This window comes from Kiloniella sp., assembly GCF_048259265.1.
Taxonomy (GTDB): Bacteria; Pseudomonadota; Alphaproteobacteria; order Kiloniellales; family Kiloniellaceae; genus Kiloniella.
On record NZ_JBLXHT010000003.1, the window covers coordinates 58,876 to 77,897 of the forward strand.

Consider the following 19,022-nt stretch of genomic DNA (forward strand, 5'->3'; position numbering starts at 1 on the left):
CTTACATTGCCGCATTGGGAACTCCCCCATGAAAAATCGGCAAAGGCACTCAATACAACCCTGAGATGGCAATCACTACCCCTCTTACACTAATAATATCTATATCTTAATAATAGTGATGCTCAACAACTTAAATTAAACGTAAAAAAAATTACAAATTTATATATATATCTCTTAGCAAACGTATACTCATAAAAAAAGGGAGAGCGAATGCTCTCCCTGTCAGTGAATTCATCAGGCCGTTATAAACCCCTCATTTCTTCTAAAATGAGCCGTAAGTAAACCAACCAAAGACTTACGAGATAAAACTTTCAAAAAAATTCTCTTTGCTACAAAGTCAATTACGATACCTCAAAGCCAAGGCAATGAATAGGTTTTTACGTTTGTATAGCTCTTCATAGCTTCAATAACGCCCTCTTTATACCCAAGTCCGGAATCTTTGATACCGCCAAACGGTGACATTTCAATACGATATCCTGGAACTTCCCAAACGTTTACCGTCCCGGTACGGAGCTCTTTAATGAAGCGCTGAATGTATTTGAAGTTATCCGTACAAACGCCAGATGAAAGACCGAAAGCCGTTGAGTTCGACACCCGGATCGCGTCATCGATATCTTTCACACGAATAATCGGAATAGCAGGCCCAAAAGTCTCTTCACGTACCAACTCACAATCGAATGGAACATGATCAACAACAGTTGGCGAATAAAGTGCGCCTTCGCGGTTATTACCGTAAAGGAGCTTTGCTCCCACATTGACAGCATCATTCACACGGCGTTCAAACATAGACGCAGATTCAGCGTCAATAACACAACCAAGATCTGTTTCCGGATCCATCGGGTCGCCGTATTTGATTTTTTGTGCTTTTTCGAGAACAAGCTTGGAAAATTCGTCCGCAATTTCTTCAACAACAAGAATACGCTTCACAGCTGTACAGCGCTGGCCAGAGTTCTTGGTAGCCCCAGAGACAGCAAGTTCTGCGGCCTTATCAAGGTCGGCATCTTCCATCACAATAAGCGGCGCATTCCCCCCAAGTTCAAGAACTGTACGGCGATATCCTGCATTTTCAGCGATGTATTTGCCAACGGGTACACCACCCGTGAAAGTCACAAGTTCAATATTCTCATTTCTGATGAACTCATTACCAAGATCCTCTGGAAGCCCTGTGATAATAGTCAGCATTTCTTTTGGCAAACCAGCTTCATAAATGATGTCGGCCAAGATCAATGCCGTAAGAGGTGTTTTCTCGGTTGGCTTACAAACAATGCAATTGTTTGTTGCGATTGCTGGCGCAATCTTGTGCGAGATCATATTCAGTGGGTGGTTGAACGGTGTGATCGCAGAAATTGCTTTTAAAGGCTCACGCTCTGTGAAGATTTTACGTGACTTACCATGAGGTGTGATATCGCAAGAGAAAATCTCCCCATCGTCCAGAATACACATCTGACCAGCAAGTGTATAAACATCATAGGCACGACCAACTTCGTATAGTGAATCTTTCTTACAAAGACCCGATTCAGCAGTGATGATGTCTGAAATCTCTTCTTTACGATCGTTCAAAATCTCTGCCACGCGGAAGAGAATTTGTTGACGCTCATAACGTGTCAATTTTGATTCGTAGTTTGCCGCGATTTCAAAAGCTTCTTTTGCATGCGCGGCAGTACCGCGAGGCACAGACCCGATCACTTCATTTGTGTAGGGGTAATGCACATCAATACGGCCTTCGGTATCAACCTTCTTACCAGCGATACGCATTGGTTCGTGACCAACAATCTTTACAGACATTCTTCTATCCTTATTTCCTGCCCTTATTTAAGGCCAATTACTCAGCGTAGTTTACAGAGCAATAGAACGCGTCAAAGTTACGGAGACGCATATCTGATGGAATACCCGACATTGGGCGATTACTGATAAACGGTACTTTCTGTTCAGTGATACCACCGTGTGTCCGCAATGGGCGATCCAGCGCAGAAAGATCATGACGCTCTTCGGAGGTTCCCAAAGCCAAATGACGTTCGGAAATAATGATAATGTCACCCATGCGATCTTCGGGTAGTTCCAACATAGCGCAACCAGCGGGACCAGATATAGCCAACTCGACACCATCAACCTGTGACAAACGCTTAATCGCTTCATCCACACTCTGTCCTTTTGGTAAATAAGCGGTCGCAAAAGATCCCAGCGCACCATGGTGAACAACATATGGATCAGTAATCGGCAGGATAACACGAGCTTCATCTTTGCCGTACCATCCGTCAAATAGATCCTGTAAATACAGAACATTCGGTTTGCCGTCTGCATCATGTTTCGGGTTCATACCGTGATCAGCTGTTAGGGTCAGGACAGCGCCCAACTCATCAAGTTGCGCCCAGTATTTATCCATCATTTCATAGAAAGCCAATGCGCCCTCTTCTTCGGGAGCATATTTGTGTTGAATAAAATCAGTTGTGGAAAGATACATGATCTCTGGACGAACAGTTTCCAATAGTTTGACACCAGCAGCGAAAACAAATTCAGAAAGATCTGCGCTGTAAACGGAAGGAACAGGCATTCCGACAAAATCATTGACGTTTTCAATGCCGTTGTCCGACATATTGGCAAGGTCAGACTTTTCAGCAGAGAAGCAAATCGCATTGCCTTTGCTGTAATCCAGACCGTGCCCGAGAAGCAAACGAAGTTTGTCTTTCGCGGTGACAACAGCAACCTTGGCACCAGCATCCTGATAAGAAGAAAAGATGGTTTTTGCGCGGTAGTAACTTGGCGCGTTCATTAATTCTTCTTCACCAGTTTCCTGATTATAGAAGTAGTTACCACAAATACCGTGATAGCGTGGCGGACAGCCACTGACGATAGAAAGGTTATTTGGGTTCGTGAACGAAGGCACAACAGATTCAGCAATGCGATTTGTATTCACGCCGCTATCTAGTAAGTTTTTCAGCCATGGCATACGCCCGGCCTTCATCGCGACTTCCATATAATCAGGTTCGCTGCCATCAACACAGACGACCACAACCGGGCGGTCAGATCTTTTATACAAACGGCCATTGGCCTGAACGAGTTTACCAGTACTCATAGGGTATCTCCCACTATAACAAATTCCCAATCAAGGAACGAATATCGAATTAGGCAGCAGCCGGCGCGCAATTTTTCACGCCCATTTCATTTAATGTTTCTTCGATGACAACCAATGCATTGCGAATGTCATCATTACCCATGCGCCCAATGCAGCCAACACGGAACGAGTCTGCAACAGTCAACTTACCCGGGTAGATCAAATAGCCACGTTCAGCAAGACGATCATAAAAGCTCTGGAAATCAAACTTAGGATCCGTCGGCTTGTGGAAAGTGACAATAATCGGCGCCTGCAGGTGATCAGGCAACAGAGTTTCAAAGCCCAGAGCACGCATACCATCGACAAGAATTTTGCAGTTGGAAGCATAACGACCTCCGCGCCCCTCGACACCACCTTCAGCTTCGTATTCACGAATAGCCTGTTCAAAGGCAACAATACAATGTGTCGGCGGCGTAAACCGCCATTGGTCCGTTTTTTCCATCTGTACCCACTGATCATAAAGATCCAGAACCAGTGAAGGCGCATTGCCTTTTGTTTTTTCCAAAACAGTTCTACGAACAAGAACGAACCCCATTCCAGGAACGCCTTCAAGGCACTTGTTTGAAGAAGCAGCAACAGCATCATATTTGATTTTTGACGCATCGACAGGAAGTGCCCCAAAAGCAGACATCGAATCAATCAGAAGAGAACGCCCATGCTTTTCAACCACCTCGGAGATACCTGCAATAGGATTGAGAACACCAGACGTTGTTTCACAATGGATAACAGCGACATGAGTTACCGCCTTATCTTCTCCCAAGCGAGTATCAAGATCTGAAATACTTACGGGTTGATCTTCCGGATATTCCATAATCTCATGTGCACGTCCGTAATAGCTACAGATTTTCGCCATACGATGACCATAGGCGCCGTTGACAAGGATTAGCAGTTTACCATCCTGCGGTACCAGCGTCCCCAACATGGCTTCGACAGAAAAAGTTCCGCTGCCCTGCATGGGAACACAAACAAAATCATCTTGCCCATTAATTATGCTTAAGAGACTACTGCGAACACGTCGGTTAATTTCGATAAACTTTTTATCACGAGAACCAAAATCATGAAGCATTGCTTCCTTAGTAGAAACTGACGTAGTCAAGGGACCTGGTGTTAAAAGCCAGGGGTCACCAGACGGGGAAGCAGCAACTGCAGATGTCTTATCAGACATATGGGATCTCCTCATTTGATCCAAGAACAAAAGCGATGGATTAACCTCACATCACCTGATTAACTTCATCTGTTCATCCACCTATTTATAAACTTTTATTTTAAGTGTTATGAACGTCTTGCTCTATATATATCGAATCTCTATCATAAATCAAATCGATACTTTTTATATTACAAATTGGTTTTACCTATGAATTATGCTCAAATCCGCGCATTCCATGCCGTTGCTAGTGAAGGTAGCTTTACCAAGGCTGCAGATGTTCTTAATGTTACACAGCCAACTCTTTCTGGTCAGGTCGCAGCTCTGGAAGAGATTTATGGTGTGAAACTGTTTGAGCGCCGAGGACGCGGTATCGAAATCACCGAAATCGGTCGTCGCCTACATGCTGTAACCCTCCGTCAGTTTGCCGTTGAATTGGAAGCAGAACAGGTCTTGCTTTCGGCCCGCGGCCTTATGTCAGGACAGCTCCGCGTGGCAGCAGATGCCCCCTATCATGTTGTCCCCTTACTTGCTACTTTCAGCCGACTGTACCCCGGGATTAACTTTTCAATGAGCTTTGGTAACTCTCAACAGGTTCTACAGGGGCTTTATGAACGAAAGTCTGATGTTGTGGTTATGCCCAACATTCATGAAGACCGACGCCTTCACGCTGCCCCCTTAAAACGGGAACCACTGATTGTTTTTGTCGACAGAAACCATCCTTGGGCTGCTAGACGCAGTATAAGCATTACCGAACTATCTCATCATCGTATTATTTTGAGAGAAAAGGGTTCTGTCACCCGTAAAATCTTTGAAACAGCCCTTGAGAGTGCCGGGGTTAAATTAACCGATATCCTCGAAATCGGAAGCCGTGAAGCCGTCAGAGAGGCTGTTGCATCAGGCCTCGGGATCGGGGTGGTTTTTGAAAGCGAATTTGGCAACGACACTCGCCTTCATGGGTTAACGGTCAGAGATGTTCAACTCGAAGGTCTTGAATATGTCGCCTGTCTTAAAGACCAAAAAGACTCACCGGTGATACGCGCATTCTTTGATCAAATACAAAGCTCAACAGCAAGCAATCTGGCTTAGGACTTTGGTATGAAAAAAATATATTAACCGCTTTCAGAGCCTGTATGTGGTATAGTTCTACCAAGCTTTTCCTGTTTAGACGTAGAGAGGCCAAGTGATGCTCATCAGAATATCCATTATATTTCTTGCTCTTTTCAGCTTCTTTACCATTAGTTTCAGCGCTAACTCCCAGGATCAACCATCAAATAGCTGCAAATCATTTAGCGGCAATGGCATTAATAATTGGTATCCTTTTGTCTATCGAAAAAACGATGGACAGCTAACCGGTATCGTTGTTGATGGAACACAAGAAGCTCTCAAAAGAATTGGTCTGGAACTTGAGATTGATAACGATAAACCCTGGAAACGTATTCTCTATGACTTGGAACAGGGAAATGTTGATATGGTGCTCGGTGCTCGGTGCTTATTGGAATAAAGAGCGCGCGGCACAATACCATTATTCAGAACAACTCGGGACTGATGAACTCAGAGTATTTGTCAAAGACGGTAAACAATTTTCCCTCAAATCTCCTCAGGACCTTATTGGCCACTCAGGTATGAGATTACTCGGCGGTTCACTCGGTGACGAATTCGACATCTTTGCGAGTAATCATCTAGATTTCATTCAAGTCCCGAAAAGCGATAGCATTGTTATTATGCTCCAAAACAATAGGGCTGATTATGGGATATTGGGATATGTAGAAGGCCTGCAACACATACATGCCCTTGGTCTGGAAAAAACCATTGTTCCCTTGAATATGCCAATCCTATCGAATGCGATGCATGTCATGATAAACAAAAATGCTAATTGTGCTCATCGAGTTGATGATATGAACAAGGCCATTTTAGACATGAGAAATGATGGTACTTTACAAAATATTATTGATGACCATCTCAGCTTAATAAGAAAGTGATCCCCCACCTGAAGCTTCTAACAAACCAACATTATTTCCATTAAGGTACACAAGAAAATCTTTTCTATTGGTGTATTCTAATTTACTCACCGCTTTTGCACATCTATAAGATTTCTAGTTAAATACTAAGATTACTCTTTGCATTGTTTTAAACGCAATAAACGGCAAAGACATTGTCTAATTTTATCGACGTTTTGAAGGTACAGTAAGAATGACAGATGATATTAAAGCAAAGCTTGGTGAATACCGGGATAGTATTGATAATATTGACGCTGCTTTAATCTATATGCTGTCAGAGCGTTTTAAAGTCACAGAAAAAGTCGGGCTGTTCAAAAAAGAGTACGACTTGCCCCCCGCAGATCCGTCAAGAGAGCAAAAACAAATTGAACGCCTGCGTGAACTTGCAAAATCGGCAAAATTAGATCCTGATTTTTCAGAAAAATTTATCAATTTTGTTATCGAAGAAGTTATCCGTAATCACAAAAAAATCCGTAAGGGATAATTCTAAGTCAGATCACGAGCAAACTAGGTCTGCAAAATAGTTACTCATAGTTTTCCTAAATATATCTACCCTCAAGAAGGCCACTCTGCTTGAGGCATTTTGTCGTATTGCCAACCTAGTCTCATCAATAAAGGATAAACACCCTAAAAGAGAGATCCTAGGCGATACCATGCATCCACCAGATAAAGATAGTGATTTCTACGAGGTATACTTAAAAGAAATCAGGACTGAGAAAAATGAAGAAGGGATAGCTCCCGATTTTTCCCGGAAAAATGTTGATACGACCAAAAACAGTCAAAGTGCTTGGGGCCCTTTAGACGCACTTCCAGGTAATCCCATGATGTGGATCTTGATTATCAGTGAACTCATGGTTTTTGGCCTATTACTTGCGGGGTATTGTGTAAAATTTATAGAAAGCCCAGAACTCTTTACCAATTCACAAGCTCAACTCAATCGCTTGATTGGGGGTCTCAACACTTTAATTCTCATTACCAGCGGCTTATTCGCTGCTCTAGCAAACGAGACAAGTAAAGAAAACAAAACATCTTTGACCCGCGTTTTCTTATCCGTGACAGCGGCCCTTGGGTTTCTTTTTCTCGCATTAAAGTTTTACGAGTACAGCGAAAAAAGCGATTTGGGGATTTCAATAGAAACCAACAGCTTTTATACCCTGTTTTATCTCATGACTGGTTTTCATGCCGCACATGTAATCTTTGGCTTATTACTTCTTGGATTGGTCAGTTTTTACAATCGGCACGAAAATATTCAGACTGCTTGCGCCTTTTGGCATATGGTAGATCTTATTTGGCTGATCCTATACCCAATTCTCTATTTGGTGAGGTAACCTATGAGCAATCCCCTCAATAATACCCCCTTTAAAAAGCCTGTCCCCGTATTTCGACTCATCATCACCTGGGCGCTCATGTTTGGATTAACAATAATCAGCATGTTCAGCGGTAATGTATTTGAATCGCACGAGATAGCGGCACCAATTGGTTTTATTCCTGTTGTTATATTAATGTTAACAACTCTATTCAAATGCCGCTTGCTTTTACTTGATTTTCTAGAGCTTCGTCACGTAGCACCACAATGGAAACGTGGCTTCTTTTTTGCAATTCTCATCATCACCGGAATGGTTTTAGCGGCTTATGCTCTGGCATTTGGTATATAGAAACACGCTTTGAACCAAAATTTTTCATCACCATAAACCCCACCCTTATTCTGAGAGGGCTTTAACATAATACCACTGGCGACCTTTTTTACGAAACAGGCTTTTTTCTCTCTGCTCATGGGCAACCCCATCAACAACAGATCTAGCAACAAATACGACCGATCCCTCTTTATCAGTTACCTGCCCACGATCACTTGCTATAATCTCTAGCCCAAGCCATCGGCTATCTTGCGCTCTAAGTAATGTGCCGAGCTCATTAAATGATTTCTGATACTGCGGCCACAAAGTTGCTCTTAGATAACTGACATCCTGTTTAACATAGGCCGAATAGCGAGATCGCATTAACAGTTCAGCAGTTTCTGGACGAACCAACCCCGAATGAAACCGCCAACAACAAACATCATAGGGGTCACCTGCTCCGCAGGGACACAATTCAGTCTCAACCATAAACGATTTGAACCTTCGTAATTTACGCCAACTGGCGACTTAGTTGACTAAGTCCTTGTTCCTGCGCTTCGCTCATTTGGCCGCCCTCAATTGTGGAGATATAGGTAACCATTGTTAAAAGCTGTTTTTTCTCTTCCACGTCTAAAGCTCGCCTTAGCACTCGACTCAATCGCCTGATAGCTTCATCGACATTAGCAGTCTGTTCCATCAACCAACGACTTTGGCCCGTAATTTCAACGGCCTCTTCTTCGGATGTATTGAACACCCGCTTACACTCCTCTTTAATCGCAACCAACTGTTCTCTTGTATAGTCCCCATCCATACGAGCAAAAGCTGCCAAAATTGTCGCCGCAGCAACTCTGTTGTCTTCAACATTTTCAAGCGGATTAGCTTTGGTTTTACGGCCATGATTATAACGTCGTGCCGTCGCTCTGATATCATCTACAGCTTCAACAACATCTCTTGCAGCTTCCGCAGTTGACCGTACACGCCAAATGAAAAAAGCAATTCCGCCCAAAACAGCAACAATACCTAGTAAAATATGCATAGTTTATATCCGAACCCCCATGATCGTAGATTAAACTATTTCGACTAATAATTTGTGATCTTTCTTTTAATATAGGGTTATAGCGCAACACAAGAACGATTAAATCACATTTAACTTAAAACCATGAGATGCACCCCCAACATGCGTTCTATTTATTCGTTACTCGTTCAAAGCGGATTTTATTTATAAGCCCATGAACTACTTCATAGATTGCCAACACATGAAGGACACCCCCCAAGGCCTGTCACCTCTTCTTCATCAATGACAACACGCCCCACTGCAATGCGATTAAGTAACTTGGCGTGTAAATTTTGATGAGAAAAACGATCTGCATAGACTTTACGAAAAGCAGCCATTCCCCGAAAAAGAACTCCACCATCGATAAGAAGTTCAACTTCGACATCATCACTAAAGCAGGAACAGAACAGATCGAGATCGTGACTGTTATAGGCAGCAAGCTGTTTTTCAACGACTTGAACAGCCGAAAGGATCATTACAGATTTCCTTTGTTTCATCAGACAATAAGATAACAAAAGGGGCAGAAGATATCTGCCCCTTTTCTTTTACTAAATACTGCCTATTAAACAACGATAAGCATTAGCGTTGTCGCCAAGCCTGCGTTTTCTTTTCCATATATTTAGACACAACAGCATGAAGAAGGCGCGCCGCCGCGTTCGTATAGAAAATCATCATTCCCATCGCTGCTGCCGGGGCGATATCCCCCGCATCATCCATGTTCAAAACCGCTACCGATGCCAGCTGTGTGTGGTACGAATAGATGAAAACCACCGCAGATACTGTCGTCATTGCATTCACAAAGAGATAGATCGCAATTTCCAAAATAGCTGGCGAGCAAACCGGTACCGTGACCTTCAGGAACATTTTGTAAAAAGGCTGCTGAAGAGATTGCGAAACGGATTCAAACTCTTTATCCATCTGCTTTAATGCTGTCATCGCCGTTAGATGCGCCACAGTATAAAAGTGTGTCACGGTTGAAACGACAAGGATTGCCATTGTACCATAGATAAAGTTGAAAGGATTATCCGGGTTATTAAAGAAGAAAATGTAGGATAAGCCCAACACCATACCCGGCACAGCCATCGGCATCATCGCCAGGAATTGGAACAGTGTTCTTCCTTGTTGGAAACCACGCCCCTTTTCCACCATGTAAGCCCCGGTGAACACAACTGTCGTCCCCACAGCCGCTGTCCAAAGAGCCATCTGGATAGAATTATAATAAGAATCCCATCCGCCACCATCCATCAGATCAAAGTTATAATGCTGAAACCCAAGGGAAAGATTGTAGGGCCAGAACTTCACCAAAGCAGCAAACTGACAGGTTGCCAAAATTGTAACAATTATCAGCACAATAAAGCCAGAATAGCTCATCATAAGTGCGTCAAATTTACTATCTGGTTTTGGCTCGAAAGGAACAGCCCGTGCAGAAAGTTGTGCAACCTGTTTTTTCTGCACCTGACGATCGATAAAGAAAGCAAAAATCGCAGGAATCAAAAGCACCACGGAAACCACAGCACCCATGGAAAAGTTTTGCTGCCCGATAACCTGTTTATAAATATCAACTGCGAGAACGTTATACTGTCCACCAATCACCTTTGGCACACCAAAGTCGGTAATCACCAATGTGAACACAACAAAAGCAGCCGAAATTAAACCGTAACGCGCGCTTGGTAATGTAACAGTCCAGAAAATCTTCCACTTAGGTGCGCGTAAAACAGTTGCCGCTTCATACAAACGTGCGTCAGAGATTGACAGAGCAGTCATTATGATCAGAAGCGCATGGGGAAAGGTAAAGAAAACCTCTGCAATCACGATCCCCAACGGACCATATATCGTCTCCCCAAACAGAAGCCACTTCATATAACCCTGTTTTCCAAACATATAGATAAGCCCAATCCCCGGTAACAAAGATGGAACCAGAATGGGGATCATTGCCATAATCTTGAAAAAACCCTTGAACCGCATACAAGATCGGGTCAAGGCATAGGCATAAATAAAGGCCAGTGTAACAGTTATCACCATCGTGATAATTGAAATCGTTACCGAGTTTTCAATGGAATTAAACAGAGCTGGCGTAGAAAAATACTTAATATAGTTTTCAACGCCAATGAAAATACCATCTTTATTCTCAAACGATTTTGAGAGCATGATGTATAACGGGAAAGCCAGTGCAATCAGCAGATAGGCCCCAATCATCACCATAAAGGCGCGCATGGTCCAGTCATCACGACTGGCCTTTGGTTTTACCACTTTCAATGGCGTAGAATTTGTTACCTCCGCCATATCAATTTACTCCAGGAAATACCGTCAAACGGTCATGGGGAATAGAAACCGTAATAGTGTCGCCTTCTTTAACACCAGTACGTCGCACCATATTGATAGAAAAATCCCCCTTAATATGGGCATCACTATTGGTTTGCTTACTCAACAGGTCGACCCGGAAAAAGGAACCCATAAATTCCATATACTTCACTTCAGCTTCAAAGGCGTTTGGAAGTTTTTTATCGCCCTCTTGAACCAAAAGATTTTCAGGACGGAAGGCCACTGTAATATTACCACGTTCTGTGATTTTTTCTGGGTCGCATTTAAGCTCAACACTACCCATTTTAAGGGTATCACGGCCATTCACCTGACCCGGAACAAAATTCATCGTACCAATAAAATCAGCAACAAAGGCTGACGCCGGATAACGATAAATTTCAAGTGGTGATCCCACCTGCTCAATGACCCCATCATTCATAACAACGATACGGTCTGCCATTGTCAGGGCTTCTTCCTGATCATGTGTGACCATAATCGTCGTAACGCCAAGTGTACGCTGTAATTCTTTGATTTCATGGCGGAGATGGGCACGTACCTTTGCATCCAGCGCAGATAGAGGTTCATCAAGCAATAGCAAACCAGGGTTTGTCGCAATCGCTCGCGCCAATGCAATACGCTGTTGTTGGCCACCAGATAACTGTGCAGGGTACTTGTCAGCTTGTGAGTTAAGACCAACAAGTTCGAGAAGTTCATTAACTCGTTTATCTATGTCAGCCCTAGGCAGCTTTCTGTTTTCCAAACCAAAGGCAATGTTTTTGTGGATCGTCAGATTTGGGAATAAAGCATAGGATTGGAACACAATACCAAAATCACGCTCACTAGGCGGAAGAGATGACACATCTTCTCCCCCTTGTGTCACTGTGCCAAAGGTTTGAATATCCAGACCTGCGATAGCACGTAACAGTGTCGTCTTCCCACAGCCGGATGGCCCCAAGAAACACACGAACTCGCCTTCGTAAATCTCTAACGAAATATCGGATAACGCCGTAAAGTTACCGAACTGTTTTGTTAAATTAGATGCTGTTAAATAGGGCTTTTGCCCATTTCCTGTTTCGACCCGGATATCAGCAGTATTTGCGCTCATTGCCATTCCTCTCAAGCGGCAAAACGGCACAGTTTATCCTGTGCTCTTTTGCAACAGCTTAATTGCATCAGCATCAACAACTCTCGATATTTTGCACAGACTTTGCACATTTCAAAATCTGGCTCAAACATCAAAACAATAGAATTACGTTTGATTACTGACGTTTTATTTAACTGTAAATTATTGTGTAGAACGTTAAGTGAAAATGTATCACCGTTCTAACACTTGTATTTTGATATTCCGCTCTCTGGCTCACCAAAGAGCGGAATATCTAACGTATCTTATGATTTTGGTCTGATTAGTTTTTAGGCTCAGACTTGGAATCATAACGATCTGTCCATTCAGCCAGAATCGCATCACGATTGTTCGCAGACCATTCAAAGTCCATTGCGATCATGCTGTCTGTAATGTTTGCTGGGTAATTTTCAATTGGTTTTGAAATACCTGGCATAGCAACAACAGCGTAACCTTGATTGTAATGCTCCATAGCTGGTTTTGAGACAATGAAGTCCATCAATTTTTTGGCTGCATCAAGCTTCTTGGTGCCCTTAACAATAGCAGCGGCTTCCATTTCCCAACCGACACCCTCTGATGGCATCACGATTTCCAATGGCGCACCTTGGTTTTTAGATTTTGCGGCACGGAAAGCAAAAGAAATCCCGATGGACACTTCACCAGCAGCAGCCTGTTTACAAGGTTTAGAACCAGAGTGTGTATAATGGCTGATGTTTTCGTGGAGGTCATCCATGAACGCCCAACCATCTTCTTCACCAAACATTTGCAACCAGCTAGCAACATCTAGGAAACCTGTACCAGAAGACCCAGGGTTTGGCATTGCAACATGGCCTTTATATTCAGGCTTCGTCAGATCCGCCCAAGATGTTGGCATTGGAAGGTTGTTCGCTTCTGCCTCAACTGTGTTCACACAAACAGCAGCAACCCAAGCGTCCATACCAGCCCAAACTGGGGTATCGGAATTATCACGGAAGCGACTATCCAGTTGATCAACGCCAGCAGGAGCATAAGTTTCAAACATGTCTTCTTTTTTCATAAGAAGAAGACTGGACCCAGCCAAACCCCAGACAACATCAGCTTGCGGGTTGTCTTTTTCAGCCAATAATTTAGCAGTAACAACACCTGTGGAATCGCGTACCCAATTGACCGTAATGTCGGGATGCACTTCGTTAAATGCAGCAGCATAACGCTTCAGATCTTCAGCTTCCACAGCAGTATAAACAGTTAGATCTTCAGCAGATACACTGCCGGTAAGAAAGCCAATAGCGGCCAAAGTTGTGGCTACGCCACCTAGCAGTTTGGTTGAAAATGCTTTTTTCATTACTTTCATGCTCCTCGTTGTGATCGTCAAAGGGCTTTCCCTTCAACATCCCTATTCAGTTTTATGTACTGTGCCGTCTATAGCGGCACTTTGTTACATTTATGCTAAGTCTTTGTTACGCAAAAACTTTAACTTGAACACCCGTCCAAACTTAATTCCTCCAAAAAGGAATCAAGGCCCTTTCAAACTGAGAGTATCCTGCCAAAAGCACTCTCAGTTTACCGGCTACGCCGGATTACGTGTTCGCCTTCGCAGACCTTCTCTCAGAATGAGGCCGTACCCGAAGACGACTTTCATGCAATTCACCACTCGCATCCAAAATCGGATAAGCAACAGATGTCAAATGTGAATTTATTCGCTTTAAATCCCTGATCATGTCGATATGCAAGGCTGAGGATTCAATTGATTCAATGCGTCCTTCTCTCAGCCGATCGAGGTGCTTGTCTCCACCACGTTGTTCCATATCCCTAAACTTCTCTTTACCAGCAATAAGCTGTCTAGCGATATCCACATCACCAGATACAAAAGCCGTCATCGCCAGCTGCATCTGATCCAATGCCATGCGATGTAGCTCGACCAATTCAATCCAACCTTGCTCGGAGAATTCAATCCTTTTCTTAATTTTTGTATTCGCTATCTCAAGCAAATTCTTATCAATGATATCCCCAATGTGTTCTAGATTGGTCGTAAATGAAATCAGTTCGACACAACGTGCACTTGTGTCTTCATCCAACTCACGAACGCTCACCTTGGTAAGGTACAGTTTGATCGCTTCATGAAGTTCATCTACTTGATCATCAGCTTTGCTAACTTCCTGAAGAAGTACCGGATCATTTGTTTCAAAGACGCCAATACTCTTACGTAACATTTCTTCGACAACATCCGCTAAACGAAGCACCTCACGGGTAGCGCATGCCACAGCAACTGTTGGAGTATTGATCACACTCTGATCTAAATATTTAGGTTTAAGGTCATCTTCGGCACCAGCACCTTCAGGCAAAGCGCGCTCCATTAAGCTCGACATCACCCCGACAAGCGGTAAGAAGACAATCGCAAGGCCAATATTAAATATGGTATGGAAATTCGCCACTTGGCGTCCTACACCTGCACCACTCAATTCTGCAACATAAGGCGTGATAATTTCCATCAATGGTAAAAGGATAAGAACACCCGCAAATCGAAAGAGCATATTCCCCATGGGTATACGTCGGGCTTTTGGCGTTTCTGACATTGTTAAGGCCATAGGAACAATACCAGCACCGACATTTGCCCCTAAGACCAGAACCAGAGCCAAATCAGCGGAAACGACCCCAGCGACACTCAACGACATTATCAATAAAACCATTGCCACCGACGAATGCGTGATCCAGGTAATTAAAGCAGCCAAAATAACGGCAAACAACGGGGCTTCGGACAAAGCAGCCAGAATGTTTTGCAACACCACACTATCACGCATTGGCTCAGAAGCACCAACCACCAGCTTCAGTGAAAGCAGCATCAAGCCAAGCCCAATAAACACGCGCCCCAAGTGGCGAAGTGTCATTGTTGGTCTTGTGGTGAAACAAACAAATCCTATTAAAATCAATACTGGTGATAACCAGGAAATATCCAGAGAAAGTACTTGTACGACAAGCGTAGAACCGACATCTGCCCCCAGCATCACTGCCAAAGCAGGCCCAATCGCGATTAATCCTTTTCCTGCAAAAGCAACTGTAAGTAATGCCGTTGCCGTGGAACTTTGCAGGATACCGGCCATACCGATGCCCATACCAAATGAAGAAAGCGTGTTTTTAGTGGCCGATCCTAAAAAACGACGAAGCTGACTGCCATATGCACGCAACACACCCGTGCGCACCATTCTTGTCGCCCACAATAAAAGAGCAACACCACCAGCTATTTTTAACAAAAGGTCAAAACCAGACACGCTTATACTTACCTCATTCAATGATTTTTTGGTTACAGAATACTACCCGCGAATAACGCAGCACCACACCTACCCTGTGGCAGATCATTCCAGAATTAGTATTTGTAGCTTTAAGCTCCTCCTGCAGACAAGGCTAATTTCACAAAAGTGTCACAATATAGAAATATTTTCATAACAATAAAATGTGGTATTAACAACAAAATATCAACAAAAATATATCTATATACACCATTTTTCTAACATTCGCACATTTATAGTTGAACTTAAAACTATATTTACGTCAAAATAAGAGAATTATTTATATAGTGGCGTGACAATCCACATACATCAAATCGATATTTTGTATGATTATTATAGTCCTGCCCTATGGATTGAATTATCATCTAATAGCAATAATAATCGCCCCCCATAAAAGCTACTTCATAAAAAACAGGCCCCTTCTATGAAGAGGCCTGTAAACAATCTTTCAACTCAACTGCATCTCAGAGCATTGGTCCGGGGGATTCCAACGCATGTTCTAACAATCCTTTGGTGACATACTCGAAAGCCTCATCCTTAGAATCCGTAACCAGATAGAGATCAAGATCTTCTTCGCTTATGGTACCGAACTCGCAAAGCGCTTCAAAATTCACCACCTTATTCCAATAATCAGACCCAAAGAGAACTATTGGCATCTTCTTTTTTATTTTTTGGGTTTGGATAAGTGTTAGCAATTCGCAGAATTCATCAAGCGTACCAAAACCGCCTGGCATCACCAGAACCGCTTTGGCCAGATAGATAAACCAAAACTTACGCATAAAGAAGTAATGAAATTCCAGAGCCAACTCTCGGGTAATGTAAGGATTTTCACTTTGCTCAAAAGGCAATGAAATGTTTAAACCTACATTAATCCCCTTGCCTTCCGAGGCTCCTCTGTTAGCTGCCTCCATAATCCCAGGGCCACCACCTGTGCACACAACGAAACGGCGCTCATCATTTGTTAAGGTCTTAGACCACTCTGTAAAACGCCGTGCTAATTCACGCGTCTCTTCGTAGTACCTAGAGACCTTCATCATTTGCTCGGCCTTACGTAAACCATTCCCGGTACGTTTAGCCTCAGCCATCGCAGCCAGAGCCTCTTCCTCTGACTTAATACGGGCAGAACCAAAAAAAACGATCGTGTCTTCTACGTTAAATTTTTCAAATCGATTTTGCGGACCAAAATACTCAGAAAGAATTCTTAATGGCCGAGCATCCCCAGAGTCCATAAAATCATCATCGTGATAAAATTTCGGAATATCATATGTCTTATCGTCCATGTAATACCTTTCAATAACACTCTATAAATATCGCCTCATAAATATATGAGAACAAAGTCATTTTAATAAAAATAACATCACCATTTTATAGATCAGCTTATTAAGCAAAAATTTAAATCACGAATATTTACGAAAAAAAATTTTCTGAAAATTTTCGATAGCAACCTACTGCTGATCTTTTTTCCAAGCCTCGTGTAGCTTGCGTCCAACCTTTCTCAATGCGCTATTAACCTGAACCTGATGACTGTCATTTACAGAGCTATATAATCCACCAGCCCGCCACACTTCTACACGTCCAGAAAGCTCCTGCTGGGTAGCCGGATTGTAATAGCGCGTATTTGCGTACAACGTGACCTCAACGTTACTGACGCAATTGGTCTTTTCAAAAATGACTGTCGTTACCCGAGTATGCAGCCAATAAGACGATGAATTACTCAGACGAATACCGCCTTCGGGAATTCCCCCCAATAAAGCACGCTCAAACGCTTCTCTACTCAACCCACACTGCTTGCTATAATGCCCCAGGGGTGAAATATTTAATTTAATATCCTGCACCCCGGTTAAGGGTCTTGCATTCGCGGACAAAGAGAAACCTGCAATCAACACGCCCAAGAAAAAAACAATTTTACTTACGAACTTTACCATCTCAATCCCCTTCATTATTACACAACAACAAACATAACACACCACAGTGCCTGCAATGATAGTATATTGATGACTATCGATAAAAATGTGACCCTAACAAGGCCAAAGTCTTGTCGGGTCGCTTAGCCCTACGAAAACGTATTTGCATTACCGTTTAGCGAAGTATTTTCTATCAGAAAGACAATTACTTACCTGTCATTAACCATTTATCGCTACCTTAAGGATAGAGACCTTCCATTAAGAAGGTTATCCGTTTAGCAATTTAGATGAGGGTCGTGATTATCACTCGCCCGCTGGAGTATTTATGCCTTACGTATCACGATCACACGATGGAAAAATTACCGGCATCCATCAGGAAGAAACAAGTACAGCGAATGAGTTTCTGGAAACTGACAACCCTGAACTTACGGCCTTCCTGGTACTAATGGGCCAACAACAAGACAGCAAAGAAGGCGAAATACACCAAGAGCTCGTAGCTTCCGACTTCGAAATGATCCGCGTTTTGGAAGATCTGATCACAACTCTAATCGACAAACGTGTACTCATGATGACGGATCTACCGAAAGCCGCCCAACGGAAGCTTTCTCAACGGTACTCGTTAAGAAGCAAGCTTACAGATCTTGGCGGAATCGTAGGACAAAACGACGACATAATGCTTCCCTAATACTTTTCACGCCAGTTTATACCAATATTGAATTACAATGTTTGTGCAACATCCTGTATCTTACCCCTCTTACAAGAGGTATATAACTGGCTTTATTTAGATAAGGGAACATGCCGAAACCCATTCTTCCAGTTAACTTTGCAGACCAAGCCCCAAAAGCAAGGATCGTGCAATACAATAAGAAGCGCTATTCCATCAGGTTAGAGCCTGTTTTCTGGCGCGCGCTCGAAGCCGTTGCCAGTGAGCATGAGCTCAAAGTTGGTAAATTCATTGGTAAACTAGAAACCATTTACGAAGGTCCAAATTTTTCATCGTTTTTAAGAGTGTTCTGCATGGTATCAGCTGAACGTCAATTAGCGTCGGCTGGAGTAGATACTCATAAAGACACCCTCGTATCCGTCATCAATGCAAGCCCCAGCCCAGCAGCGCTTATCGCTCAAGATATGACAATAGTATCCAGCAACAATGCATTTTACAGCTGGCTAGGTGAAGACAAACATGCCTTGGAAGGCACAACCATAAACAAATTATTCCAGTTAAGAACAAAAGGCTTACTGAAGGACAGCTTAAGCGAACTCTTATCCCTTCAGATAAACCATGTAGATGCCAGAATAATAAGAATGATCCCAGGTAAAGTGATAACCGCACAGGCAAGAATGGTCCGTGCCAGCCTATTTAATCACAAGAAACAATATCTCGTTATCTGGATCGCAAGCGCACCAAGAATAGCTGCCCCCAAACAAGCATGACTGCGGACAGCCTTATAAAAATTATGGCGTATAAGATCAGCGAAAGGCACCTTGAAATAAGCCGCACTTACTGGATA

Annotated in this window: 20 protein-coding genes; 8 read left to right on the top strand and 12 right to left on the bottom strand. The window is 43.1% G+C overall.

Features of this window, described 5'->3' with window-relative positions; genetic code table 11:
- Nucleotides 1–351 precede the first annotated feature (351 nt).
- From phnY to ACN0QW_RS06285, 3 genes are read right to left on the bottom strand one after another with little or no spacing between them, the layout of a single operon-like run.
- The gene (gene phnY / locus ACN0QW_RS06275) at nucleotides 352–1,785 is read right to left on the bottom strand and encodes a phosphonoacetaldehyde dehydrogenase (RefSeq protein ID WP_417429763.1); all 1,434 of its coding nucleotides are present in this window, start codon (nucleotides 1,783–1,785) and stop codon (nucleotides 352–354) included.
- A gap of 37 nt (nucleotides 1,786–1,822) precedes the next feature.
- Complete coding sequence (gene phnA / locus ACN0QW_RS06280; RefSeq protein ID WP_417429765.1) at nucleotides 1,823–3,073, bottom strand: phosphonoacetate hydrolase; 1,251 nt, start codon at nucleotides 3,071–3,073, stop codon at nucleotides 1,823–1,825.
- Nucleotides 3,074–3,122: 49 nt separating this feature from the next.
- The gene (locus ACN0QW_RS06285) at nucleotides 3,123–4,277 is read right to left on the bottom strand and encodes a 2-aminoethylphosphonate--pyruvate transaminase (RefSeq protein WP_417429767.1); all 1,155 of its coding nucleotides are present in this window, start codon (nucleotides 4,275–4,277) and stop codon (nucleotides 3,123–3,125) included.
- A 189-nt stretch (nucleotides 4,278–4,466) separates the two neighbouring features.
- Here ACN0QW_RS06285 and ACN0QW_RS06290 point away from each other — a divergent pair, with 189 nt between their 5' ends.
- The 6 genes from ACN0QW_RS06290 (at nucleotide 4,467) to ACN0QW_RS06315 (ending at nucleotide 7,911) form a co-directional block, all read left to right on the top strand.
- Nucleotides 4,467–5,345: a LysR substrate-binding domain-containing protein gene (locus ACN0QW_RS06290; protein WP_417429769.1), complete on the top strand. Its 879-nt coding sequence runs from the start codon at nucleotides 4,467–4,469 to the stop codon at nucleotides 5,343–5,345.
- Between the two features lie 97 nt (nucleotides 5,346–5,442).
- Nucleotides 5,443–5,760 (top strand): transporter substrate-binding domain-containing protein, encoded by a 318-nt coding sequence (locus ACN0QW_RS06295; RefSeq protein WP_417430430.1) that lies wholly within the window; start codon nucleotides 5,443–5,445, stop codon nucleotides 5,758–5,760.
- Nucleotides 5,720–6,238 carry a substrate-binding periplasmic protein gene (locus ACN0QW_RS06300; protein WP_417429771.1) on the top strand — a complete coding sequence of 173 codons (519 nt, stop codon included), beginning with the start codon at nucleotides 5,720–5,722 and terminating at the stop codon, nucleotides 6,236–6,238. Before ACN0QW_RS06295 ends, ACN0QW_RS06300 begins: the two co-directional genes overlap by 41 nt.
- A gap of 211 nt (nucleotides 6,239–6,449) precedes the next feature.
- Nucleotides 6,450–6,740 carry a chorismate mutase gene (locus ACN0QW_RS06305; protein ID WP_299375623.1) on the top strand — a complete coding sequence of 97 codons (291 nt, stop codon included), beginning with the start codon at nucleotides 6,450–6,452 and terminating at the stop codon, nucleotides 6,738–6,740.
- A 169-nt stretch (nucleotides 6,741–6,909) separates the two neighbouring features.
- Nucleotides 6,910–7,584 (top strand): cytochrome c oxidase subunit 3 family protein, encoded by a 675-nt coding sequence (locus ACN0QW_RS06310; protein WP_417429773.1) that lies wholly within the window; start codon nucleotides 6,910–6,912, stop codon nucleotides 7,582–7,584.
- 3 nt (nucleotides 7,585–7,587) lie between these two features.
- Nucleotides 7,588–7,911 (top strand): cytochrome C oxidase subunit IV family protein, encoded by a 324-nt coding sequence (locus ACN0QW_RS06315; RefSeq protein ID WP_417429775.1) that lies wholly within the window; start codon nucleotides 7,588–7,590, stop codon nucleotides 7,909–7,911.
- 45 nt (nucleotides 7,912–7,956) lie between these two features.
- Here the strand turns inward: ACN0QW_RS06315 and ACN0QW_RS06320 are convergent, their stop codons facing one another.
- The 9 genes from ACN0QW_RS06320 to ACN0QW_RS06360 form a co-directional block, all read right to left on the bottom strand.
- A complete protein-coding gene (locus ACN0QW_RS06320) occupies nucleotides 7,957–8,358 on the bottom strand; it encodes a YchJ family protein (protein ID WP_417429777.1) in 402 nt (133 codons plus the stop codon).
- Nucleotides 8,359–8,380: 22 nt separating this feature from the next.
- Nucleotides 8,381–8,905 (bottom strand): hypothetical protein, encoded by a 525-nt coding sequence (locus ACN0QW_RS06325; RefSeq protein WP_299375615.1) that lies wholly within the window; start codon nucleotides 8,903–8,905, stop codon nucleotides 8,381–8,383.
- Nucleotides 8,906–9,108: 203 nt separating this feature from the next.
- On the bottom strand, nucleotides 9,109–9,399 hold the full coding sequence (locus ACN0QW_RS06330; protein ID WP_417429779.1) for a nuclear transport factor 2 family protein: 291 nt from the start codon (nucleotides 9,397–9,399) through the stop codon (nucleotides 9,109–9,111).
- Between the two features lie 103 nt (nucleotides 9,400–9,502).
- Nucleotides 9,503–11,206, bottom strand: a complete 1,704-nt coding sequence (locus ACN0QW_RS06335; protein ID WP_417429781.1) for a putative 2-aminoethylphosphonate ABC transporter permease subunit — start codon at nucleotides 11,204–11,206, stop codon at nucleotides 9,503–9,505.
- A 1-nt stretch (nucleotide 11,207) separates the two neighbouring features.
- Nucleotides 11,208–12,329 (bottom strand): putative 2-aminoethylphosphonate ABC transporter ATP-binding protein, encoded by a 1,122-nt coding sequence (locus tag ACN0QW_RS06340; protein ID WP_417429783.1) that lies wholly within the window; start codon nucleotides 12,327–12,329, stop codon nucleotides 11,208–11,210.
- Nucleotides 12,330–12,627: 298 nt separating this feature from the next.
- The gene (locus ACN0QW_RS06345) at nucleotides 12,628–13,665 is read right to left on the bottom strand and encodes a putative 2-aminoethylphosphonate ABC transporter substrate-binding protein (RefSeq protein WP_417429785.1); all 1,038 of its coding nucleotides are present in this window, start codon (nucleotides 13,663–13,665) and stop codon (nucleotides 12,628–12,630) included.
- Between the two features lie 235 nt (nucleotides 13,666–13,900).
- A complete protein-coding gene (locus tag ACN0QW_RS06350) occupies nucleotides 13,901–15,589 on the bottom strand; it encodes a Na/Pi cotransporter family protein (protein ID WP_417429787.1) in 1,689 nt (562 codons plus the stop codon).
- A gap of 482 nt (nucleotides 15,590–16,071) precedes the next feature.
- Entirely contained in the window at nucleotides 16,072–16,887 is an 816-nt protein-coding gene (locus ACN0QW_RS06355; RefSeq protein WP_417429789.1) for an LOG family protein, read from the bottom strand.
- 165 nt (nucleotides 16,888–17,052) lie between these two features.
- The gene (locus ACN0QW_RS06360; RefSeq protein ID WP_417429791.1) at nucleotides 17,053–17,532 is read right to left on the bottom strand and encodes a hypothetical protein; all 480 of its coding nucleotides are present in this window, start codon (nucleotides 17,530–17,532) and stop codon (nucleotides 17,053–17,055) included.
- A gap of 304 nt (nucleotides 17,533–17,836) precedes the next feature.
- On the opposite strand from ACN0QW_RS06360, the gene ACN0QW_RS06365 reads away from it, so the two are divergent.
- Entirely contained in the window at nucleotides 17,837–18,196 is a 360-nt protein-coding gene (locus tag ACN0QW_RS06365; RefSeq protein WP_417429793.1) for a hypothetical protein, read from the top strand.
- Nucleotides 18,197–18,306: 110 nt separating this feature from the next.
- Nucleotides 18,307–18,945 carry a ribbon-helix-helix domain-containing protein gene (locus ACN0QW_RS06370; RefSeq protein ID WP_417429795.1) on the top strand — a complete coding sequence of 213 codons (639 nt, stop codon included), beginning with the start codon at nucleotides 18,307–18,309 and terminating at the stop codon, nucleotides 18,943–18,945.
- The last annotated feature ends 77 nt before the right edge of the window (nucleotides 18,946–19,022 follow it).